The sequence below is a fragment of the Terribacillus halophilus genome, assembly GCF_900101385.1.
GTDB classification, from domain to species: Bacteria; Bacillota; Bacilli; order Bacillales; family Amphibacillaceae; genus Terribacillus; species Terribacillus halophilus.
Map to the genome: position 1 here is coordinate 259,381 of NZ_FMZB01000004.1, position 22,350 is coordinate 281,730.

At 42.4% G+C, this 22,350-nt stretch carries 21 protein-coding genes, 1 pseudogene and 1 riboswitch; of the genes and pseudogenes, 17 read left to right on the forward strand and 5 right to left on the reverse strand.

The annotated features are described in order from the left end of the window. Window positions 1-20: 20 nt before the first annotated feature. From essB to BLQ53_RS09555, 15 genes and pseudogenes are all read left to right on the forward strand, one after another. Complete coding sequence (essB, locus tag BLQ53_RS09485; RefSeq protein ID WP_093727066.1) at window positions 21-1,295, forward strand: type VII secretion protein EssB; 1,275 nt, start codon at window positions 21-23, stop codon at window positions 1,293-1,295. Window positions 1,296-1,339: 44 nt separating this feature from the next. Next, complete coding sequence (essC, locus tag BLQ53_RS09490; RefSeq protein WP_093727067.1) at window positions 1,340-5,773, forward strand: type VII secretion protein EssC; 4,434 nt, start codon at window positions 1,340-1,342, stop codon at window positions 5,771-5,773. Between the two features lie 13 nt (window positions 5,774-5,786). Then, window positions 5,787-6,206 (forward strand): YwqH-like family protein, encoded by a 420-nt coding sequence (locus tag BLQ53_RS09495; RefSeq protein ID WP_093727068.1) that lies wholly within the window; start codon window positions 5,787-5,789, stop codon window positions 6,204-6,206. Between the two features lie 4 nt (window positions 6,207-6,210). Then, window positions 6,211-6,480: a TIGR04197 family type VII secretion effector gene (locus BLQ53_RS09500; RefSeq protein ID WP_093727069.1), complete on the forward strand. Its 270-nt coding sequence runs from the start codon at window positions 6,211-6,213 to the stop codon at window positions 6,478-6,480. Between the two features lie 42 nt (window positions 6,481-6,522). After that, the gene (locus tag BLQ53_RS09505) at window positions 6,523-8,013 is read left to right on the forward strand and encodes a T7SS effector LXG polymorphic toxin (RefSeq protein ID WP_093727070.1); all 1,491 of its coding nucleotides are present in this window, start codon (window positions 6,523-6,525) and stop codon (window positions 8,011-8,013) included. Between the two features lie 15 nt (window positions 8,014-8,028). Next, on the forward strand, window positions 8,029-8,835 hold the full coding sequence (locus BLQ53_RS09510; protein WP_093727071.1) for a hypothetical protein: 807 nt from the start codon (window positions 8,029-8,031) through the stop codon (window positions 8,833-8,835). 21 nt (window positions 8,836-8,856) lie between these two features. Continuing rightward, a complete protein-coding gene (locus BLQ53_RS09515) occupies window positions 8,857-9,312 on the forward strand; it encodes a DUF5085 family protein (protein WP_093727072.1) in 456 nt (151 codons plus the stop codon). Next, window positions 9,309-9,800: a DUF5085 family protein gene (locus tag BLQ53_RS09520; protein WP_093727073.1), complete on the forward strand. Its 492-nt coding sequence runs from the start codon at window positions 9,309-9,311 to the stop codon at window positions 9,798-9,800. Before BLQ53_RS09515 ends, BLQ53_RS09520 begins: the two co-directional genes overlap by 4 nt. Before the next feature lie 304 nt (window positions 9,801-10,104). Beyond that, on the forward strand, window positions 10,105-10,443 hold the full coding sequence (locus BLQ53_RS09525; protein ID WP_093727074.1) for a hypothetical protein: 339 nt from the start codon (window positions 10,105-10,107) through the stop codon (window positions 10,441-10,443). Window positions 10,444-10,446: 3 nt separating this feature from the next. After that, window positions 10,447-10,749, forward strand: coding sequence for a WXG100 family type VII secretion target (locus BLQ53_RS09530; RefSeq protein ID WP_093727075.1), 303 nt, complete (start codon window positions 10,447-10,449; stop codon window positions 10,747-10,749). Then, window positions 10,746-11,453 carry a DUF5081 family protein gene (locus BLQ53_RS09535; protein WP_093727076.1) on the forward strand — a complete coding sequence of 236 codons (708 nt, stop codon included), beginning with the start codon at window positions 10,746-10,748 and terminating at the stop codon, window positions 11,451-11,453. The genes BLQ53_RS09530 and BLQ53_RS09535 overlap by 4 nt, the downstream gene beginning before the upstream one ends. Next, window positions 11,454-11,774, forward strand: coding sequence for a hypothetical protein (locus BLQ53_RS09540; RefSeq protein ID WP_093727077.1), 321 nt, complete (start codon window positions 11,454-11,456; stop codon window positions 11,772-11,774). Between the two features lie 3 nt (window positions 11,775-11,777). Beyond that, window positions 11,778-13,805: an HNH endonuclease gene (locus BLQ53_RS19200; RefSeq protein WP_244499313.1), complete on the forward strand. Its 2,028-nt coding sequence runs from the start codon at window positions 11,778-11,780 to the stop codon at window positions 13,803-13,805. Then, window positions 13,802-14,290 (forward strand): SMI1/KNR4 family protein, encoded by a 489-nt coding sequence (locus BLQ53_RS09550; protein ID WP_093727078.1) that lies wholly within the window; start codon window positions 13,802-13,804, stop codon window positions 14,288-14,290. Before BLQ53_RS19200 ends, BLQ53_RS09550 begins: the two co-directional genes overlap by 4 nt. 440 nt (window positions 14,291-14,730) lie before the next feature. Continuing rightward, window positions 14,731-15,150 (forward strand): annotated as a pseudogene (locus BLQ53_RS09555) (recombinase family protein); the annotation flags it as partial. Between the two features lie 165 nt (window positions 15,151-15,315). Here the strand turns inward: BLQ53_RS09555 and BLQ53_RS09560 are convergent. Genes BLQ53_RS09560 through BLQ53_RS09580 form a run of 5 tightly spaced genes read right to left on the reverse strand, consistent with a single transcriptional unit; the run spans window position 15,316 to window position 19,532 of the window. Further along, window positions 15,316-15,978, reverse strand: a complete 663-nt coding sequence (locus BLQ53_RS09560) for an SOS response-associated peptidase (RefSeq protein ID WP_093727079.1) — start codon at window positions 15,976-15,978, stop codon at window positions 15,316-15,318. A 42-nt stretch (window positions 15,979-16,020) separates the two neighbouring features. Further along, a complete protein-coding gene (locus BLQ53_RS09565) occupies window positions 16,021-16,758 on the reverse strand; it encodes an energy-coupling factor transporter transmembrane component T family protein (RefSeq protein WP_170829642.1) in 738 nt (245 codons plus the stop codon). Further along, window positions 16,751-18,358 carry an ABC transporter ATP-binding protein gene (locus tag BLQ53_RS09570; protein ID WP_093727081.1) on the reverse strand — a complete coding sequence of 536 codons (1,608 nt, stop codon included), beginning with the start codon at window positions 18,356-18,358 and terminating at the stop codon, window positions 16,751-16,753. The genes BLQ53_RS09565 and BLQ53_RS09570 overlap by 8 nt, the downstream gene beginning before the upstream one ends. Continuing rightward, window positions 18,355-18,933 (reverse strand): ECF transporter S component, encoded by a 579-nt coding sequence (locus BLQ53_RS09575; RefSeq protein ID WP_093727082.1) that lies wholly within the window; start codon window positions 18,931-18,933, stop codon window positions 18,355-18,357. Before BLQ53_RS09575 ends, BLQ53_RS09570 begins: the two co-directional genes overlap by 4 nt. Then, window positions 18,930-19,532 (reverse strand): Ykof family thiamine-binding protein, encoded by a 603-nt coding sequence (locus tag BLQ53_RS09580; protein WP_244499318.1) that lies wholly within the window; start codon window positions 19,530-19,532, stop codon window positions 18,930-18,932. The genes BLQ53_RS09575 and BLQ53_RS09580 overlap by 4 nt, the downstream gene beginning before the upstream one ends. An 87-nt stretch (window positions 19,533-19,619) precedes the next feature. Further along, window positions 19,620-19,723, reverse strand: a riboswitch (TPP riboswitch). A 156-nt stretch (window positions 19,724-19,879) separates the two neighbouring features. On the opposite strand from BLQ53_RS09580, the gene BLQ53_RS09585 reads away from it, so the two are divergent. Together BLQ53_RS09585 and BLQ53_RS09590 are read left to right on the forward strand one after the other, a co-directional pair. Beyond that, window positions 19,880-20,824, forward strand: coding sequence for a magnesium transporter CorA family protein (locus BLQ53_RS09585; RefSeq protein ID WP_093727083.1), 945 nt, complete (start codon window positions 19,880-19,882; stop codon window positions 20,822-20,824). A gap of 239 nt (window positions 20,825-21,063) precedes the next feature. Then, the gene (locus BLQ53_RS09590; protein ID WP_093727084.1) at window positions 21,064-22,230 is read left to right on the forward strand and encodes a metal ABC transporter solute-binding protein, Zn/Mn family; all 1,167 of its coding nucleotides are present in this window, start codon (window positions 21,064-21,066) and stop codon (window positions 22,228-22,230) included. The last annotated feature ends 120 nt before the right edge of the window (window positions 22,231-22,350 follow it).

Sequence of the window (22,350 nt, forward strand, 5' to 3'; positions counted from 1 at the left end):
TGTGAAGGAGCCAGCAAAACATGAATGAGAGAAAAATAGAATTGGATAACGCTACCTATACCTTGCAGCAGGATAAACAAGCAATCCGGATAACAATGCCCAAATCCCAAACCTCGGTAAAAGATATTCGACAGCTTCATTTGATGCACCAGCCTTCCGATCAATTTGTGCCAATGGAGGTACAAGAAGAGGAAGATACGTTAGCTTTCATCTACAACACCAATCCCAATCATAAAAAGTGGTCTGACGTCCAAAAGCTGCGTCACGATGATAAACTCCGCATTCTAAGCAATATCGGCAAATTGGAACGCTTTCTTTCCAGTCGGATCACGTTTTTCCTTCATCCTGACAATCTCGTCTTCGATGAGAACTTGATGCCGCAAGTGATCCATCGCGGTGTTCGTGATATCGTACCCCCATTCGATATGCAGTCAGAGACATTCCTTAAACAATATAAATGCATGAGCATCGCCATGTTTTCTAAGAAGTACTCATTCGATCAGCTTTATCATGGTTCCCTTGAGAATGCAAATGAGTCGGATTTTGAGAAGAAGATTCAAAAGCTGGAATCAATCGAAGCGTTAAGACAATTTCTGCAAGAGAGCTATACGAAGGAACAGAAAAAAACAGATAAGACGATGAGCTTTTTACCGACAAAACGGTTTAGATTATATAAACGTCTATCCATCATTTTGATCATCCTTAGTGTTTTGCTGGCTGCGCCGCTTGTTTACTATGCGCTGATCAAGGATCCTTTCCAAGATAAGCAATTGGAAGCGCACGGTGAGTTCTTGGCGAATAATTACAATGATGTTATTTCAACTTTGGCAGAAGAGGATCCGGAAAAGCTGCCGAGCCAGACAAAATATACACTGGCATACTCCTATATCCAGGTCGAAGCATTATCTGACGAAGAAAAAGAATCGATTTTTAAAAATGTGACGCTGAAGAGTGACCAGGATTATCTGCTTTATTGGATCTACAACGGTCGTGGGGAATTGGATACTTCCTTGGAGAAAGCTAAATATATCGACGATCCGCAGCTCATCATTTACGGGCTGATCAAGAAAATTGAACAAGTGAAGAACAATCCGGATCTATCGGGTACGGATCGAGACAGACAAGTTGAAGATCTTCAAAATCAGCTGGATAAATTGCTGGAAGAATATAATTTGGATCCTCTTGGTGAGGAATCTGACAGTGAAGCGGCACCTGATCAGGAAGCTGCTACAGAGGAACAGCAAAACGCTGAGGATCAAAATCCTGATGAGAATAAGCAAGAAGAAGAGAAATGATGTCTTCAGCGACGGATGGAGTGCATAGAGAGGAAGAAGAATAGATGGCAAATAAAACACTGCTCGTAGCATATAAAGACAAACTGCATAAATGCCATTTGCCGGAACAATCCGGTCAGACCGTAATCATCGGGGATAAGCGCAGGGATCAGGTGACGATAGCCGGACTGACAACTGAAATAGAGCTGGAATGGGACGGTCAGAAACTATTCTTACAGCAGGAAGAGATTCGTGCTGCTAAACAAATAGGGGAACTACAGCTTTATTTGATTGATACGAAGAAGTACAACGTATTTGATATTGCTGGTGAGCAATCTGTCACATTCGGAGAAGCGTCTTACAATGATATGAATAAACAGCATTGGAAAGCCGATTTTGTCCTTTTGCGAGAAACGGGTGCGTCTGGTTTCCGCATAGATTTACGAAGCGGAAACGTCTACCATAACTACCGCCTGCTCCAAGATGATGTGCGGGTGGAAGCAGGAGATATCCTATTTGCGGATGGCGTCATGATGACAATATATGCAGATACAATTGAAATCAACTCGAATGGAAGTTTGAATGCTTCTTTCACGGAACTGATCGGCCAAGAAAAACCTTATGGCGGGGAGTACCCGGATTATCATCGTTCGCCGCGTATCATTTACCGGGAACCGGAAGAGAAACGTACGATTGCCAAACCAGCCAATAAGCCAAGTAAACCAAGTGAGCAATTGGCGAGGAATATTGTGCCGCCGCTTGTCATGATAGCTGCTTTGATTGCTATTTCACTGATTCAGCCACGCGGGATTTTCATTATCGTCATGGTAATCGCTACTTTGGTTACGGTCATCTTCTCCATCACGTCTTATGTGAAGAATGTACGCAAATACAAAGCGGATATGAAACACAGGGAAGCAACGTATAAAAGCTATTTGAAGCGAAAAACGAAGGAACTTTATCATGCAAGTGAAGAGCAGCGACATGCACTGCATTACCACTATCCTGATGTAGAGAAAATATCTGAAATGGCAGCTGCGACCGAAGCGCGCATTTATGAGAAAACAGCCTATCATCATGATTTTTTAAACTTCCGTACAGGACTGGGACGAGTGGATACAAGCTTCGAAATTTCTTACAACGAAGAAGAATTCACGCAAGAACAGGATGATTTGGTAGATGAAGCAAGACATTTACTCGACCAGTTCAAGGAATTGCAGGATGTTCCAGTCATTACTTCCCTAACGAAGGGACCAGTTGGTTATATCGGACAGAGAAAGCTTGTACTGGAACAGCTCCAGCTGTTAGTGATGCAGCTTTCTTTATTCCACAGTTATCATGATCTGCAGTTCATAACAATCTTCCCGGAAGAAGAAAAGAAAGAATGGGATTGGATGCGGTGGCTGCCGCATGCAAGTGTGCGAGACATCAACGTTCGAGGATTCATTTATCATGAGCGCTCTCGTGACCAGGTCCTTCACAGCTTGTATCAAGTGCTGAAAGAGCGGAAGCTGCAAGTTGATGAAAAAAGCAATTCGAATGAGAGGCTCTATTTCTCGCCTCATTATGTTGTGCTAATCACCGATGAGAAACTGATTCTGGATCATACGATCATGGAGTTTTTCAATGAAGACCCAAGTCAATACGGTGTATCGCTCGTCTTCGTTCAAGACGTTATGCGGGCATTACCGGAGCATGTGAAGACAGTCATCGATATCCGCGACAGTAATGACGGCAAAATCATCCTGGAAGAAGCTGAGCTCGTCAACAAAGCTTTCAAACCAGATCATTTTCCGAAGGATTTCAATAAAGAAGCTGTCTCACGAGCATTGGCACCATTAAACCACCTGCAAAACTTGAAAAACTCCATACCGGAACAAGTAACCTTCTTGGAAATGTATGGCGTAGAAAAGGTAGAAGAATTAGCGATTCAATCACGCTGGCGGACAAATGAGACTTACAAGACACTTGCTGTACCGCTTGGGCTGCGAGGAAAAGAAGATATTGTTCAGTTGAATCTTCATGAGAAAGCACACGGTCCGCATGGTTTGGTGGCGGGTACGACAGGATCTGGTAAATCGGAAATTATCCAGTCCTACATCCTTTCGCTTGCTGTAAACTTCCATCCATATGAAGTTGCATTTCTCTTGATCGACTATAAAGGGGGAGGAATGGCGAATCTGTTCCGCAAGCTGCCGCATTTGATGGGAACGATCACCAACCTTGATCGCGCGCAGTCAATGCGTGCTTTAGCTTCGATTAAAGCAGAGCTGCAGAAAAGACAGCGTCTATTCGGAGAATATAATGTGAATCACATTAATCAATATCAGAAGCTGTTTAAACAAGGGGAAGCAGCTGAACCGATGCCGCATTTATTCCTGATCTCGGATGAGTTCGCCGAATTGAAATCCGAACAGCCGGATTTCATGAAAGAACTTGTTTCTACAGCCCGTATCGGTCGTTCCTTGGGGATCCATTTGATTCTCGCGACACAGAAACCGAGCGGTGTAGTGGATGATCAAATTTGGTCCAACTCCAAGTTCAAGTTGGCATTGAAAGTACAGAATGCCAGCGATTCGAATGAAATTCTCAAAACCCCAGATGCAGCGGAAATCACATTGCCAGGTCGTGCTTACTTACAAGTTGGTAACAATGAAATCTATGAACTGTTCCAAAGTGCATGGAGCGGAGCAGACTATATTCCGGATAAAAACGCTGAAGACCACGTAGATCTTACCATCTATAGCATCAATGACCTGGGGCAATACGATATTCTGACGGAAGATTTAAGCGGACTGGAGCAGAAGGAGTCCATCGAAAAGATTCCATCAGAACTCGATGCTGTAATTGATCATATTGCTGACTATACGGAGCAGCAGCGGATAGAACCGTTAGCGCGCCCATGGCTGCCGCCTCTGCCAGAGAAAATTTTCGGACCGGAACTTCACCCAGTGGCATTCCGCGACGCCTGGAAAGAACCGAAAAAGCCTCTGGAGCCGATGATCGGTTTACTCGATCAGCCAGAAATGCAGCAACAGGTTCCATTGACACTGAATCTGTCAAAAGACGGACATATCGCTGTATTTGCAAGTCCAGGTTACGGGAAGTCGACATTCCTGCAGACGGTTGTCACCGATTTGGGCAGACAGCATAACCCGGAACATCTGCATGTGTACTTGCTTGACTTTGGTACAAACGGATTGCTGCCATTGAAAAATCTGCCGCATGTAGCCGATACATTCCTCGTCGATCAGGTCGAGAAAGTAGGGAAATTAATCCGGATGCTATCCGGTATCATGAAGCAGCGTAAACAAAAGCTGAGCCAATACAGTGTGGCGAACATTAGCTTGTTTGAGAAAGCAAGCGGGGAGACTGTACCGAATATCTGTATTGTGATTGATAACTATGAGTCTGTCAGGGACAGTGATTTCGGTGATGATTTCGAGAAAGTCATTACACAGATTGCCCGCGAAGGTGCCAGCATCGGTATTCATCTGATTATCAGTGCCGGTCGCCAAAGTGCCATGCGTATGCCTTTGCTATCGAATATTAAAACACAAATCGCCTTGTACTTGATTGAAGCCAACGAAGCAAGATCAATTGTCGGACGCACCGACATTGAAATCGAGGAAATCGCAGGACGTGGTCTCGTGAAAATGGAGGAACCAGCATTATTCCAGACCATGCTGCCTGAGAACGGGGAAGAAGCACTGGAAATCCTTGATCGGATACAAGATTTAGCCAAAGACATGAACGAATTCTGGGAAGGTGATTATCCTGATGCTATCCCGATGATGCCAGAAGGTGTCGTGGACTTCCTGGAATTCAAGGAACAGCGCCGTACCAAACGAATTGTGGAAGAGAAGAAAGTACCGCTCGGACTGGATTTTGAAGAAGTATTGCCTGTTGCCTATGACCCAGCAAAATACGATCATTTGACAGTAATCAGCGACCGGAAAGATGGATTGGATCGCATGATCAAATCTGTCGCCCAAAACGTTACCTTACTGAAAGATGTCTATCAAACCATGCTTATTGATACAGCAGATCAGGATCTGGCTGATATAGGGAAAGACATGCATACTTACGTGTCAGAATCAATTGGTATCTCCACTATCAAAAATGAGCTCATAAATGAGATCAAGCAACGTAATACAGAAGGAATCTCGGAACCAAAATGGCTTGTTCAGATTGCAGACCTGCAGGACTTCACCGAACGTGCCGGGCTCACCCTGGAGGAAGCAACCCTCATGATGGAACGGGGTGCGAAAGCAGGCATCCATTTCATCATTTGCAGCGACTACAACTATCTTGGCTTGAGCTATGAGCAAGTACCGAAATATCTTCGTAGTCAAGCAATCGTCGGTATTGTCGGCATGCGCCTTGGGGATCAGGATATTTTCAAACAGTCCTTCATCCGCCAGGAGAAGTACCCTGAAGCCTATGAGTGCTATTTCACACTAGATCATCAGCATGTGAAAATGAAAATTCCGGAATAGGAGGAGCTTATCCTTGAGTAAGAATTTGAGCCTTTTGCAATCACGCAAGCAATCTTTGCTGAATGGAATCAGTGATGCAAGAAGCCGAGCAAATATGTGGGGCGATAAAATCAGTCGCCTCCAGGAGGCTTCTAACAGTCTTCAGGCAGATATCACAGCATTGGAAGCCGATAAAGGGGAAATCGACACTTACGAAATCAATGCAAAACGCTGGAAAGGCAAAGAAGAAACCCGCTTTTCCGGTACCTATGCCGAGTACAAAGAACAAGTCCAGCTCTTCGTCAAAAAGACGAAGCAAGCAAAAGAAACAATAGATGATGAAATTGTTCGCTGTGAAGCGAATCGTGCTAGTTGTCTGACCAGTGCAGAAAACTTGTCTATGTCTTTAAGTACTGTGGAAGGAAGGATTAGACAAGAGATGGAGAAGGAGTGAGGATATGGGGAAAGAAGTAGCTATTAATATGGAAGTCTTCGAATCCAATGTCAGCAGTCTAAAAGCATCGGCAGAAGCATTGCTTTTTAGCCAGCATAAAAGCTATACACTGGAAAAAACAAATATCGCACCGTTTACGAAAGATTTGGAACAAATGATAAAAGCCATTGAACTTTTGGATAGATATAAGACATTACTGACACAGGATATCCAAACATTGAAAGAGGTAGGAGAAACAATGCGGGATACTGACGAGCAGCTAGGAAAGAAATAATACAACAGTCCGCTGAATAAATTGTTCGTGGAGGGTTGAGTAATGGGAAATAAAGTTGACATGAGTGAGATTAATCGCTTTTCGGAGGACTTAGCAAATATTTCGAGTAATATTGCAGAGGTATTAAAAAGGTTGGATTCAGATATTAAAAAAATTACAAACATGGATTCATTTGGTGGAAAAGCAGCGGATAATGCAAAAAGTTATTATACCAATGTACATGGATTAACTATCAAATTATTTCAGGAATTATGGAGTGAATTGGAGGTGAATCTATCCAATCATATAGAGACTTTTGCTACTGTCGTGGATACAGATAAATCAGCTATTATTGAGAATAACTATCTCATGGAAACTAGTAAAGAAATAGACACTCAACACGCTAAACTAGAAACAGCGGAATCTTCCATTCATAAAACAATTGATGGAATCTTGGATATTTGTAGTGTGGATAAACCACAGCTTAAAGAAGCGACCGCCCAGAAAGAAAAGTCTGAAGAGTTCGTAGAGACAACAGTCGATAATCTGGAAAGTTATCAATCTTCCAATTACGGTGACATTGGTGGATTGGCTAAAGTGATTGATCAAATTGGAAACGCGATGACAGAGGCAGGGAAGAAATCCGGAACTGAACGGTTTGAAAAAGGTGCTGATTCCTCCTTCGCGAATGTTATGGCAGCATTAAACAAGGCAACTACAAATATTACCTATGTTAAGGATGGTTTATCTGGTTATACGACCAATAAGCCCGTAATGCAAGCGGCAAAAGATCTAGGGTTAACAGTATCACGTTCAATTGATAAGACTACCGGTAAACCAATTTACCGCATCTATGCATCGGAAGAAGCACTAAAAAAATTAGGTGTAGAACCAGATTACCATGCGAGACAGCAGTTGAAACATAAAAGGTCTGGTATTGCAAAAAATAACTGGCGTTATGAAATGAAAGTAAGGTATAAACAAAAAGCAACGTTAATGTATTATGATAAAAAAGCAGGTAAGCATGTATGGTCTACTACAGGAAAGCCTGTGGTTGAAAAATATCCGGTGCTTAAAGGGTGGAAAAAGAAAGCATCCTTCGGAGAAAAATTTGAATCCTTTAAAACAGAATGGGGTAAAGGATTCAAAGGTGGGCTAAAAGATACTTTTAATGTGAAATCATTAGTAAGTGATTTGGATGATACTGCTAAAGGTGTGTCAAAAACAGCTGGAAAAGCAATAGCACCCCTTGGAGTTGGTCTTGGTTACTACACTAATTATAATGATGCCAAAAAGGATGGTCTTAGAGGAACAGAGGCTCATATAAGAGCTGCTGAGGATACTGCTATTGACACTGCTATAAGTACTGGTGTTCAAGCTGCGTTTACAGCTGCGGGCACTGCTTTTATCCCGATTCCAGGTGTAGGGACTGCAGTAGGGATAGGTCTTGGGGTTTTGACAAATTGGGCCATTAGCAAAGAGTGGAAAAATGGCAAATCTCTAACTGGTATGGTTAAAGACGGTTTTCATAAGTTTAAAGGTTGGTTTAAGTAGTAGGGGGTTGTAAACATGGGGAGACGAAATATAGGAGAGATGGACTTTTGGGCTCTGAGAAATTCGCTTGACACAAGACAGAGCATATCGTCTCTTGGAGCAATGTTAATTGTCTCGATCTTTCTGAATGCTATATTATTTTTGGTTGTATACATTGTTGTATTTGATTACTCCACCTATCCAAATAAGGAAAGCATATACAAGGCACATTTATATATAACAGTGATATTAAGTCTGTTAAGTTTGATTTTTGGACTGCCGTCCGTTTATAAACGTTTCGAAAAGATCCAATATCTTATTACTATAATTGTTTCACAAAATTTGTTTGGAGCATTTCCGCTTTTATTTGCCTTATTCGCATTTGGAAATGTATATGGAGTTACACAAGACGATTTACTAACAATAACTAAACTAGCATTATTTGCCGGAGGATTGGTTTTTATAGTCACTAGTATTCGTTTTTTTCTTCTTTTAAAGCGAGGAGAATACAGAGCCGATTCTTACAAAGAAAAAGTCAGAAAGAAATGGGAGAACTTTGTAAGGGGCAAATTACCTGTTTTTACAGCGATAGGCGTTGGTGCTGTATTTATAATTCAATTCTTATTTAGGGTTATCCCTTTAACGGATTTTGATACCATCATTATGGGTACGCTTAGTATCCTTATCTATTTGACAATGCTATTTGTACTGCCAGAGCAGCTTGTAATTCTGTATTGTAAGATTCGCTATGAGAGCTTTAATCACAACCGTAAAGGGAATTTAAAACCATTTGGATTTAAAACTCATCAAAAGAAGAAAAAAAAGAATTATAAGGTCAGATAAGGAATCTAGGGAGATGTTCATATGACTATTGAAACAAAGGAACTCTATTTTTCAAATGTATTAATATATAAAAATATAATGTTGAAAGAAGACTGGCAAGATGGTGTTGTTGTAATGGAAAACTTCACCTTGAGCGAGGATATCTACCGGAATGGACCAGTTTTCTTTTCGGTGAAATCGGTTGACAATGAGCCCAAGTTCGGACAATTTGAATATTTTTTGCCAATTAATGAAAGGGTTGAATTAGAGAAACATCCCAATTTTCGATTTGAACCAGAGTATGAAGTGGGAGAGGCGTTGGTTTTACGACAGGCGTCAGAAGAAATAGATTTCCAAACCGCGTACTCCAAGGTTAAGGATTATGCAGATTCAGAAGGTATAGAGTTGGAAGACACTTATTATTGTTTTTTACTAGAAGTGTACGAAGACATAATTATAGATGTTTATGTACCTATAAAGCGAGGCGATTCCAATTGATAACGAACCACAAGTTTGCTTATCGGAATGTAGCTTCTAAATATTACGAGTTCAGACCTCAAGATATCGATAAAGCGATGGACGATTTTAGGCGTATTTTAGAAGGTAGCGGTCTGCATTTATCTGGAAGAATGTTCTTTTCCATCCTAAGTGATCCTCAAAACGAAATTATGATAGCAGAGATTTTTTTCTCAGTAGAAGAAGATACAATAAAAGATCTTGTTGCTCCAGAGGAAGAGATTAGATTCCGTAGTTATTTCACACTAAGCCCAATGGTCATGACTAGAATTATTGATGATTTTGAAGTGAAATCTCAGGAAAAGTACTGGGATTTGATTAGCTATATACAAGTTAATCAGTTAGAGCAAGAGACGCCAGTATTCATTGAATACAAGACAAGTATGTCTGGCGTTAGTTATGTAGAGATGAGTGTGGGTTATAGAGCATATATAGAAAAAAATAATACATACAATGGAGCCAGTCAATAAATTACTGCGGTTTAATTGACTGGTTTGACAGCGAATGTCTGAAGAAATGATTATAACCTGCGTTTTGGTAGTAACTTTAAATAGTAAAGCATTAGGAATTGCTAATTTTTCTATAGAATTACTCGTATGTGTGTAATTCAAGAACAGTTTATTTGGTAATTAAGACGGTGGGAAGGATGCAGGATACGTAATTCATCTAGTTAAGGATAATTTCAAATAATAGAATGACTAATACATGGCTCAAACATTCACAGTTGAAAGGGGTTAGCACCTGCTTAATAGCAAAGTGAGGAGTGGGTAAAAAGTGTTAGAATGGCTCTTCGGTACAGAAAATGAGCGTAAACGAGATGAATATCACAAGCTATATAATAAGCTGGAAGACTTAAAAGCAGAGCATGACAAGCTGATAAGAGAAGCGGAATCGTCATTCTCCTCCTATAAAAGCAGTATGCCTTGTGTGGCAGAGGATTCAATGCCGTTTAATGATTTCCTTCCCGCACAGGAACGGCTCGATTCAAAGTTCTCGGATTACATCGATAAGGAAAATGATTATCGGAGCAAGCTGGTAAGTGCAAGCAATCAGGCGTACGATCGCTATCTGTATTACAAGCGCAAAGCGATGGAAGAAGCAAAGGAGGACTAAGCGATGGCAGAAGATGTTGTAATTGATCAGGAGGAATGGAGCTCCGCCAAAGATGCTGCGGCGAAGCTCAAGGAATCGCTGGATAATACGTATGCCAAGAGCGAGGAACTGCTGGCGTTGGTGCAGGGTTCGAATTGGAAGGGAAAATCAAGGGATAGTTTCCTTGCCTATTTGGAACTGCTCATCCAATATCATGCGGATTTAAAGGACGCTGCCAACCTGCAGAAGAAAGCGCTCGATAATCTGGAAGATTATAAAGCTGACTTCTCCAGCCATAAATCGGTGAGGGAAGTGAAAAGTCTATGAGCCAGGAGGAAAATGACAGTTTTCATGTGACGGAATTGTATTTGCTTGCCGCAGCTTTTGATGCAGAAGCTTTATTCGGTTTGCCTGATAAAAAAATCTATCAGCTGCAAGGGGAAGAGCCTTGGGCCCAAGCACATGAGCAGCTTACCCAAAAAGGGATTTTCACAGAAGAAGGCAAACTGACAAAGCATGGCGCCGTCATCATTAAAACATTGTATCAATACTTTTTCAGTCAGAAGTATGTACGAATCAATAATTTGATGTTTGCGTTCCGGGAGAAAGAAGCAGATGAGGTAATCATTCTCGTGGAGACGGAAGAAGGAACTTCCTACAGGCTCTATGTCATGGCAAAACCGCTCGTATTGAAACTTCTGGGTGAGAAAATACCTCTTATGAATCGGGAACCGCTTGACGGAGAAAAGAACTTCCTGCAAAGAGCCCTTCTGCCTGAGGAGAAAGAAGCAGTCAATCAATTACAAGCAGGTAGTGACATGGTCAATATCGAGCTGTTCCATCCGCGCGTCAAACCGCAGCTTGCCCAGAATCCAAACTATTACCAGCAATGGCTTGTTCTCACCAATGCTGACAAACTGATCATGATTGATACGTATCAAAAACAATACTACCAAGCGAGCCAATTCTGGTTTTTAAAGATGTTATTCGATGCTCTCGACTTTCCGTATCGACAGAAGGAGGTAAGGTGATTGCATACTACCCAAGGCAGTTCCGCAGCCATCACGATCGATCCGACAGAGATCACCAATATATATAAGACGCTGCTTGCCATCATGACAGATTTGGAATCGAATGCTCTCCCGGCTATCGAAAAAATCAAAGATACGAATTTCTACAAAGCAGGGAAAGCGATGGAAGCCATTGAAGCCTATCCGGATGCCAATGAGAAATTCATGGAATTGCAAGATCACTATGCCCGTATTTCCACATTGGTTATTCATACGCTCGAGAAGATGGTCGAAACCGACGAAGCAATCGCCGCGAAAATCATCGAAGCATTGGAGGTATAGCGATTGGATGTAAATTATCGAAGTAAGCAATGGGAGAATACGAGAGAAAGTATCCGAAGCTTCATCGAATTAGGTGTCTGGGGAAAAGGCGGCATCGATACGATGAAAGATGTCACCAAGAATTTGGAGAAGGCCAGTGACGCTGTAGATAAGTATGATCCCGATGGTGTCGTTTCCTTCTCGTATACAAGCGATAAAGATAAGTACCAGCGGCTCTATGAGGATTATCTTGTGCTGGAGAAATTCACAGCAGACGTTGGGACCATCGTCGAAGACACGATCGATCAGCCCTTTTATGAAGATATCGATGAATTTGTCCAAACGGTCCGGGATGCCTCCATTTCCAACTACACAACCAAAAACCACATCGGCGCGGTCGAGGTGAAAAGCATGCCATATGGATATGGGGCATATTCGACTTATGAAACAGAGAAAACGGAAATCTCCATCGATGATATCCTTAGCGGAGATAATTATTACGCCGATCAGATCAAAGCTGAATTTGAAAAGTGGAAGGTCGAAAATCCAGATGAGGATATCAGCGAAGAAGACTATCGGACAGCTGCGGTCAACACGCGGGCATTCGAATATGAATCGATTGAAGACGACCAGTTCACGAAGGAATTCTGGATTAATATGGCCGCCCTCGTCGTCACTGTCGCCGTCACCGTAGTATGTCCTCCAGCCGGCGCCGTATTGGGAGCTGCCTATGCCAGTGTGGAATTGGGCAGTGCCATCTCCGGAAAGGACTGGGCATCCGGCCGGGAGCTTGACACATCCGAACGAGTGACACGCGGTATATTGGCACCATTGGATATCATACCGGTGAACCGGGCGGTGACAGGCTTCAGTGGAAGCGCCCGAACAGGCAGTAAACTGCTGGGCAAAGGCGATGCTATAACACTGAATACAGGCAAGCCAGGCACCCAAGGAATAAATAACCTTGCAGATGATTTAAAACAGTTGAAAACTTCTTCAGAGACGAATAAGCTGGATGTAAGAATGAAAAGTGATAACGTTGAAGAAACTGGTAAAGTCATTGAATTCCCTATCCAGGATGCATCTAAGGTAGATATATCAGCTTCAAAAAACAACGGAGCTTCAGGAAATAATGTTGTAAGTCTACAGGAAGTAGCAGAACAGAAAGCAAAAGAACGTATCCGCAATAGCCAATTGGCAGCCCGTGAGCAAGACAAAGTCCTAAAACTGCAAAAAGCAGCCGGAGCAGAGAATCTATCATTCAGCCACGGTAATATCCCCGGCAGCGTAAGTCCCATCATGATGAGAAATAGCGGAACAACCGTCAACAGCGTCGGACCTGTGAAAGGGTCAGCGGATGTTGGGCATGTGAGCGGTGGTAATGTAGGGAGAGTGCATTCTGGAGGGACGAAGGCTTCTGGGGTGGATGGAAGTGCTGTTAAGGGTACGGGTAATGTTCACTGTTCTGAAATTGATGAAGTGATAAAAAAAGATTATGATTTAAATGGAAACTTGGTAAATAGATCTATTGTTCCAAAAGGTTACGATAGTATGGAAGACTTTTTAAAGGTTGTTGACGATGCAACGATCAAGGAATTTGGTTACGACAGTGTTGAGGAATTCAAATTAGTTGTGGGCCATGTGGATGACTATTTAAATGCCTCACCTAAGAACAATATAGTTAATAAAGGATTAGCGGGAGGAAAACACGTGAAAGGCGTAGATTATGATGTATTAGGTTTTCCGATTTTTAAAGGTGATGATTTAGCATATACTTTAAAATTAGATAAAGAATACTATATTATGAAAGATACTGATCAATTCAAAGAGTGTACAAGAATATTAAAAGAGGCGATTGAGAAGGGTGAGGTTCCAAAAGATATTTTTAATCCACAACAGATTGACCAAATTGAAAAAGGACGAGCCAGGATAAAGGGTTTTACTTGGCATCATCATCAGGTACCAGGGAAAATGCAATTAGTACTAGAGGATACTCATGGTTCGGTTAGCCACCTTGGTGGAAATAAATTATGGGGAGAGGGTATAAGATGAGAAAAGACTTAGAATGGGAGTATGCTGATTCTGAGATACCAGAATCAATAATTAAGCAAATCGGTTTACAATTAGGCTTCAATTTACCCCAAGATTATATTGAGTGTGTGAAAATAAATGGTGGTGCAAGTGTATTTCCCGAGGAGTTTAGTGTAGGGAAAGTAGAGCGTTGTTTTGGTAGCTTATTTAGTTTTGATAAGGAAAGTAGCGAATATATTGTTAAAAAGTACGACATATATAGTATCTTTCTCCCGCGCGCGGTCTTACCTATTGCAAATGATCCAGCTGGAAATCTAATATGTTTAGACTACAACGATAATGAGAGCCCCATTGTAGTCTACTGGGAACATGAAAATGCATGGGAATTAGAAACCTTAATAAAAGAAGAGGGTTACACAAAAGAAGGTGCTGAAGAACGTGTAAGAGAAAATGTAACTTACGTCGCAAAGACATTTACAGAATTTCTTGATAAGTTGCATGACTAAAATTGAAATAAGATAAGGCTAAATGTATTAATAATAGTTACAAAAGAGAAAAAGCACTTGAGATATCAAGTGCTTTTTCACATGTAATAATATTGGTTGAAAAGAGTAAAGATAAAGATAACTTATGTGAAATAGAGACTTCATGATGGCTGTACCATCATGGAGTACTTAGTAATACTTTATCTGAAGAGAAAAGTGCGAGAACCGAACGAGATGATATTTTATAAGGCTGGGATACTTATGATACTGCAAAGCACTTAAACTAACGAGAATGACAAGGCTCGTAGCGATAAGCAATGGATAACCCAAAAGGTCGCATTAATAAAACAGAACAAATAAAAATTAGGGTTGTTATTTTCTTAGAGGAAACCGTATAATACTCGCTATTCGCTAAAAAAGCGTTACACAAACTACAATTTATGTAACGGGAGGTTGGAAAGTTGAACGTTGCTGGGTATATACGAGTCTCAACTCAAGGGCAAGCAAGAGATGGATATAGCTTGAAATATCAAGAAGAGGAAATCAAAGCATATTGTGAAGAACAAGGCTGGAACTTGATACACATTTTTAGAGATGAAGGAATCAGTGGCGCAAAACTTAATGAAGAAGCATTGGAAATAGACAGGGTGGGCTTACAAGAGATGTTGGCTCACCTTTCGTCTGTCCGGATTGACTATGTGGTAGTGCTCAACACAAGCCAATTATGGCGGTCGGATATTGTGAAGGTATTGATACATCGAGAGTTGAGGAAATATGGCTGTGATATTAAAAGCATCAGACAGCCATTTTACAGTATCCATAAAAAAGACCCAAATGATCTTTTAGTTAACGGCTTAATGCGCTTATTTCAGCTTAAGCAAGATAATAGAGAATGATCACTTGCTAGGTTGGCAGATGCTTTGAATAGGAAGGTTATCGGGCAACATGTAGTGAACGTTTTTCGAAAAATAAATATCTATATAAAAAGCGCCCCCAATTTTAGATAATGTCTAAAATTGGGGTGCAGTTCCATTTACATGCTCCTTTTACAATGGATTAATCAATTCCTTACTATTATTCCTCGGTGAATTCACCAGCGTTGATACTGGATATGCCGTCAATTCCTCCGTATAAGGCTCCAGCAATGACTGCAATTTGTCTGGGTCATGTTCATCCCGGTCGAGCCATATACCTTGAGCGTTAGCTGGCAGGATGACTGGCATTCGATTATGAATCTGCTGCATGAAGCTGTTTGCTTCGGTTGTGATGATGGTGCAGGTGAAGACGTTGTAGCCGTCTTCATCCTGCCATTTTTCCCAAAGTCCAGCGAAGGTAAAGGGGTTCTTATCTTTGCGTTGGATGCGCATGGGCTGTTTTTTTCCGTCTTCGGATTTCCATTCATAGAAGCTGTCAGCTGGTATGAGGCAGCGTTGTTTCTGGAAGGCTTTTTTGAAACTGCGCTTTTCCAGTAGTGTTTCGGATCTGGCATTAATCATTTTGCTGCCAATTTTCTTGTCTGGCGCCCATGGTGGGATCAAGCCCCAGCGCAGGCTACCGAGTCGTCGTTTCTGTCCATCATGGATAATGGCTGCAATCTGCTGGGTAGGAGCGATATTATAGGTAGGCTCTAGCGCTTCCATTTCAGAGACTGCGTCATATGTACGCAGGATTTCTTCCCAGGGAGTGAGTAAGGTGAATCTGCCGCACATGGTCATCTCTCCTTTTTTCATCCAGTATAACCCTTTTGCTTATTACCGAAACGATCCAGAAACAATGATACAGAGGTGGATGGCTCCCAACATGACGATGGCAAATGCCCAATCGGTCCAGCGTACGTGATAGGAGCGGTAAAATGTGCGGTCCCTCTCGCCTGTAAAACCTTTGGACTCCATGGCAACGGCAGTACGCTCGGCTTTGCGGATGGCGCTGGCCAGCAGCGGGATGGTGTATTGTTTGTACCTGGTAAAACGGCTGGTCTTGGTTCTGGCACCCCGGATGAGGTGGGCGGAACGGATTGTCGATAGCTCATCCTTTAATAATGGCAAAAAGCGATAGCCGGCCAGAATACCGTAAGCGAGCTTGGGTGAAACACGGCATTGCTGGATCAAACTCAAGATAAACGCCACTTTATCTGTTGTCAGGACGAATAGCAGGGACAGCGTGGCGTAGCTGAATACGCGGATAGCCAAAGCAAGTGCATCCTGTACTGTTTCCCTCGGCATTTCCCAGAAAAGGAATTGCTGGGTGACAGCGGGATTCTCCGGTGTTTTCGCAAACAGCAGTGTGGAGACCAGCATGCCAAGCGCAAATAATGTGAAGGGGAGCAGATAGAGAAGATATTTCTTTATCTGTACCTTCCCGAACAGCATGGTGACAGCCATTGTCCAGCCAATATACAGAAGGAGTGCGATCGGATCAAAAAGGAAAGCGATGATGATCGCTGCAAGGGTGACGGTTCCAGCTTTGACGCTTGGGTTGATGTCATGCATAAAGGCTCGCCTCCTGTTTGCGCTTTCGGTAAGCTTCCCTGGCAGGGAGGGAGAGTCCATAGCCGGACAGATTGGCCTTGGACCAAACGTTCTCCGGTTTGTCATCGTGAACGATGCAGCCTTGCTCGACAATCAAAACGCGTGTGGCAAAACGATCGACCAGCTCCATATCGTGTGTGATCATGACAATGGTGCAGCCGCGCTGATGATGTTTACAGATCAGATCCATCAGTACGTCGGTCGTATGGCTGTCCTGGCCGAATGTAGGTTCATCAAGGACAAGCAGCTGTGGTTCCTGGACCAGCATCGTCGCCACGCTGAGCCGTCTTTTTTGTCCTTGGCTCAAGCTGAAAGGATGCTTGTCGGCTTGTGGAGCTAATTGGATTTCCTCTAAAGCCTTCTTGATTTCCCCCTCGTATGCCGTCTGACCGAAGGCAATTTCTTCCCAAACAGAGTCGGTAAGAAATTGATGCTCGGGATTTTGAAATACATAGCCGATCTGCTGATATAGTTCATCCGTTTTCCAACGTGAAAGTTTGTTTCCGAGAAATTCGATACCCCCAGCAGTGGGTTTCAATAATCCAGTCATCAGTCGGGAAAGAAGCGTCTTTCCGCTGCCGTTTTTTCCTGTAATAGCTAGAAATTCTCCTCGCCAAAGATTAAGGTTGGGGATATCCAGAAAGACTTTTTCTTTATTGCGGAAGATAGCATTCTCTACACGGACAATACATTTCTCTGTCTGCATAACTTCCGGCGTTACTGTCTGGAATTGCAAACCGTCAGGAAGCCGATCGATTGTAAGCGGCCAGGGCTTTGGACGCTGTGCTTGCTTGGCCAGAAGAACGGCCTCGGGCAGCCAAATGCCGCGTTGCTGCAGATCCTCGTCATACAGATTGATCGCATCACTCAAGTCTCCGTCAAAGAATAACGAGCCATCTCGGTCCAGAAGCATTGTCCGGTTAATAAGTGGCAGCCAGTAGTCAATATTGTGCTCAATTATCAGAAGTGTGATATCTTGCTGTTTTTTTAAGTAATGGATCGTTTCTACAAGATCCTTACTCGCAGCTGGATCCAGATTGGCTGTCGGCTCATCGAGAATGAGCAATCGAGGCTGAAGTGCCAGTACCGCTGCCAATGCCAATTTCTGTTTCTGCCCACCGGATAAGGTGTGGATCTGATCTTTTCTCCTATGCTGTAAACCAATAAGGGAGAGTACACGATCTATTTCTGCATCCATCTTCTCGGGAGCTAACTTTCTATTTTCCAATCCGAAGGCTATTTCATCTTCCACCGTCAGCATGCAAAATTGTGTTTCGGGATCCTGAAATACAGTTGCAACCTCTAAATTAATTTCTCCGCTTTTGAAATCCTCGATCTTGGACCCTTTGAAGGAGATACTGCCGCTCATCTTTCCATCCAGTTCTTTTGGATACAACCCGTTCAAACAATAGGTGAGGGTACTTTTTCCGGATCCACTTGGTCCGAGCAGGAGAATGCTGTCCCCTTGCTGTATCGTAAAACTCAAATCAGTTAAGGTAGGGATGCTTTCTTCCTCAAATGTGACGGTAAGCTGGTTTACTTCCAGAAGGGGCTGTTTCATCCTGCTTTTCGCTGGCGGTATGTTTTGCCGAGCGGGAAGCTCGTCAATGTACCTGTTTTAGCCAGCGCCTCACTGATTGCTTTGCCGATCAGGCCGCTAATCACAGCTCCGCTGATGATCCGGACAACAAGCATAAGCACAACGTAAGCAGGGTCAAGTGCTACAAAGCCCCCGCGGAAATATCCCCAGATGAAACTTGTGATGGCTGCGCCAATTCCTGCACCCATCAGTACGAGCACATGATACGAACGGTAGCGCGTCATGGCAAATACTGCTTCTGCACCAAGACCCTGCACAATGGCTGTAAGGATGACGATCGGACCAGCGCTGCTGCCGATCAGCACCTCGACAATGCCGGCAATCGTTTCCGAGACTAGGGCGATACCAGGTTTTTGGATAATATAAGCAGCCACGATGGAGACAAGGAACCATACCCCGAAGATGATATCGGTTCCAATCGGACCGACAAGCCCCATCATCACGACATTGACAGGCAGGAATAATAGATAAACAATACCGAATACGACGGCAAGCGCCGCCATGACGACAATATCCTTCATCCGCCAGCTTTTCATTTGATCACACCCTTGGCAGAAGGACTGTTAGCTGACATGGTCACCGTCATGACTGTGTGGGAGGACCCGGAGATTTCCGTTTCGGTGAAAACATGTTCCAAGCCTTCAAGCACATCAATGGCATTGCCATCAAGCCGGGTGGAATAATGAGACTTGGAAACAGTGATTCCACGTTTACGCATATTTTCGATCTGGCTGTAGATGGTATCCATATAATTACCGCCGCCTAATGGATAGAGCGAGAATTTGGATGCTGTTTCAAGCTTTATCCCTGCTGTAATGAGAAGATTCAGCTTGATTCCGTCTTCGGCCATATAGACGTCACCAGTTGAATCGCCAGGGCAGCCAATGGAGTAGGTGCCATTGAACACAACATGATCTCCATCTTTGGCTGCTGCTAGGAAAATAGCAGATGTGACATCGAATACATGTGGAATTCTCCCACGTACAAGAGTTGTTACATCATCTGTCTCCATCCATACTTTTGAGGTATCGACGATCTCTAATGCCTCCAAAATGATTTCCTTGAATCTGTCTGTCATCGGATAAACCGAAAAACTGCAGCCGGCAATTCGGCTGGTCCCACAATAATTTTGCAGTTCCAAAATGATTCCTCCTATTTTTTTGCATATAAAAAGCGACGGCACCATAGGGCGCAGTCGCAGAATATACACAAAAAGAATAGGACAATTCTGGCTGCACTTCCCCACGCTGGTATTATCCAGATCGAGTTCAAAGGGTCAGAATCAAGGATTCCTCTCAGCCGTTGCCAGCTCCCCTAGTGCGTCGCTCGTTATGCAATTTATAGATTCATAGTAAGAAATAAAATGGAGTTTGTAAAGCGTTTCTTGTTGGACGTCATGATTTTCTGTATGCATGGTGGGAGGGAAGGGATTAGATAACTTGACATAAGGGAAAATAAAAAAGAAAAAATGGAGGGGAAAATATGGAGAAGCACGCTTTTTCGGATACAGAGTGGGAGTGGCTTCAACTCAATCGGGAAATAGACTTAGAAAGAAGTTCAGAATTGAAACATTACACGAAGGAAATACCTTGGCTCGAACATATAAACGACACAGAGACCAATAGTTTGCAAATGGAGACAACCAATCATAAATCCTTGGCTGTTTGGGGAACACTCATCTATGTACAAGAAGTGGATAAAGAGGAAGAGAATCATCTTTTACAATTCTTCGTAAAAGAAAAAACCCTGTTAACGACAGAACTTGATTTTACTTTATTACCGACAGCAACAAAAGAAGGGATTCTTGCTAAAATGCAAGATGCAAACAATGCAATTGAAGGATTCATGATACTCCTCGGGGAGATCATGTCGGCCTTTCTACATAAAATAGATCAATATGAAGTCAGGCTGAACGATTTGCTTTGGCAAGTCAAAGAGCATAATGACACTAGGCTGCTTAATAAGATAGCCGAAAACCGGCATGAAATATTGGTGTGGAAAAACTTCCTGATCCCATTCATGGAGGTTAAGACAGGCATAGTCGAAGCATTTGGAGAGAAATATACGCAGAACGTACATTTTAAACGGACAAACTATCGATTTGAACGTTGTGACAATCTCATTCGCGCCTATGAAGAAGAGATCAGGGCATTGATTGATTTTGAGGATGTTGTTTCTTCTTTTAGAGGCAATGAGATCATGAAGACACTTACTGTCATGACTGTTCTCTTTACCCCTATCATGGCATTCGGTGCATTATGGGGCATGAATTTTGATAACATGCCTGAATTAAAGTGGAAATTCGGATATATTGCGGCTATGATTTTAGTCATTCTTTCGACCTTTCTCGTTTATTGGTTCTTGAAAGCAAAAGGCTGGACAGGAGATATGCTGAAGTCGAAGAAGAAGCGGAAGTATGTGGATTAAAAACGTATCATAGTACTGTAAATTATATGCTGGTTAGTTTTCTAGCTAAATACCAGGCTTATATTTATGAGCTCATATATTATTATACGGTATGTGTCCTGCTTGCAGATGATCGAGCAAAACAAGCAGGACTTATTCATGTCCTTTTGAAAAGTGTAATGATTACAATTTACAAATTGTAATCATTACGATATAATCTACCAGGAAATCTAAAATCAAGCGAGAAGGAGAGTTTGCAGTTGAAGAAAAACATATATTTTTTCACGTCACTTGCTTTCATTTCAGTACTATTTTTAGGTGCGTGTTCGAGCAGTTCAAATGCAACTACTGATAAAGAAGATACGGAATCGCTAAACATCTACACAACTATTTATCCTATCCAATATTTTGCTGAAACGATCGGAGGAGATCATGTAAATGTTGAATCAATAATCCCTAATGGGTCCGATGCACATACTTTTGAGCCTACTTCTAATCAGATGGTAGACATAGCAAAAGGTGATGCATTCTTCTATGCCAGTGACGAGATGGAAACGTATGCGAGCGCGATTGCAAATGCAATAGGTGAGGATGAACTGCCTATTGTTGAGATGGCAGAAGGAATCGATCAGATACCATATGAAGGTCACGATCATGAAGGAGAAGCAGGAGCGCATAGCCACGACCATGAAGGAGAAGAAGCAGGAGCGCATAGCCACGACCATGAAGGAGAAGAAGCAGGAGCGCATAGCCACGATCATGAAGGAGAAGAAGCAGGAGCGCATAGCCACGATCATGAAGGAGAAGAAGCAGGAGCGCATAGCCACGATCATGAAGGAGAAGAAGCAGGAACGCATGACCATGATCATGAGGGAGAAGCAGCACATCACCATCATGGGGATAAAGATCCACACATTTGGTTAGATCCTTTACGCGCGAAGCAACTGGCAGAGAATATGAAAAACGAGTTGATTGCACTTGATCCTGATAATGAAACAGACTACGAAGCTAATTTTGAGAAAGTTGCGAATGACTTAAGTGATTTAGATCTCAGATTTAAAGAAGTTGTAAAAGACAAACCTACGAACAAAATTATTGTTTCACACGCGGCTTACGGTTATTGGGAAGCAAATTATGGCATCGAACAAGTTCCAATCACTGGACTGTCACCAAGTGACGAACCATCGCAAAAGGAACTAGAGGGCATCATTCACACTGCGGAAGATAACGATTTGAATTATGTACTTTTTGAGCAAAATATTTCCCCTAAAGTAGCAGAAGTTGTCCAAGAAGAAATAGGTGCAGATATTTTAAGAATCCACAATCTGGAAACACTGACTGAAGAAGATATTGAAAACAATGAGGATTATATTACTTTAATGGACAAGAATATTGAAATTTTAGAACAAGCACTGACAAACGAGTAGATGGAATATTAGTATTCTGCTATCACATGAATTTGGGGGCTTTGTTCTTGTTGCAAGCGAAAACGATTGTGTGCCAAAATGGCATTATTTTTCGTAAATCGTAAATATTACTTTTTAAAT

Bases quoted from the DNA above. Each gene is read 5' to 3' on its own strand.
- BLQ53_RS09565 (WP_170829642.1), bottom strand. From the start codon at position 16,758: ATGCATGACATCAACCCAAGCGTCAAAGCTGGAACCGTCACCCTTGCA.
- BLQ53_RS09505 (WP_093727070.1), top strand. From the start codon at position 6,523: ATGGGAAATAAAGTTGACATGAGTGAGATTAATCGCTTTTCGGAGGAC.
- BLQ53_RS09560 (WP_093727079.1), bottom strand. From the start codon at position 15,978: ATGTGCGGCAGATTCACCTTACTCACTCCCTGGGAAGAAATCCTGCGT.
- BLQ53_RS09550 (WP_093727078.1), top strand. From the start codon at position 13,802: ATGAGAAAAGACTTAGAATGGGAGTATGCTGATTCTGAGATACCAGAA.
- BLQ53_RS09500 (WP_093727069.1), top strand. From the start codon at position 6,211: ATGGGGAAAGAAGTAGCTATTAATATGGAAGTCTTCGAATCCAATGTC.
- BLQ53_RS09515 (WP_093727072.1), top strand. From the start codon at position 8,857: ATGACTATTGAAACAAAGGAACTCTATTTTTCAAATGTATTAATATAT.
- BLQ53_RS09530 (WP_093727075.1), top strand. From the start codon at position 10,447: ATGGCAGAAGATGTTGTAATTGATCAGGAGGAATGGAGCTCCGCCAAA.
- BLQ53_RS09585 (WP_093727083.1), top strand. From the start codon at position 19,880: ATGGAGAAGCACGCTTTTTCGGATACAGAGTGGGAGTGGCTTCAACTC.
- essC (WP_093727067.1), top strand. From the start codon at position 1,340: ATGGCAAATAAAACACTGCTCGTAGCATATAAAGACAAACTGCATAAA.
- BLQ53_RS09535 (WP_093727076.1), top strand. From the start codon at position 10,746: ATGAGCCAGGAGGAAAATGACAGTTTTCATGTGACGGAATTGTATTTG.
- BLQ53_RS09575 (WP_093727082.1), bottom strand. From the start codon at position 18,933: ATGAAAAGCTGGCGGATGAAGGATATTGTCGTCATGGCGGCGCTTGCC.
- BLQ53_RS09570 (WP_093727081.1), bottom strand. From the start codon at position 18,358: ATGAAACAGCCCCTTCTGGAAGTAAACCAGCTTACCGTCACATTTGAG.
- BLQ53_RS09510 (WP_093727071.1), top strand. From the start codon at position 8,029: ATGGGGAGACGAAATATAGGAGAGATGGACTTTTGGGCTCTGAGAAAT.
- essB (WP_093727066.1), top strand. From the start codon at position 21: ATGAATGAGAGAAAAATAGAATTGGATAACGCTACCTATACCTTGCAG.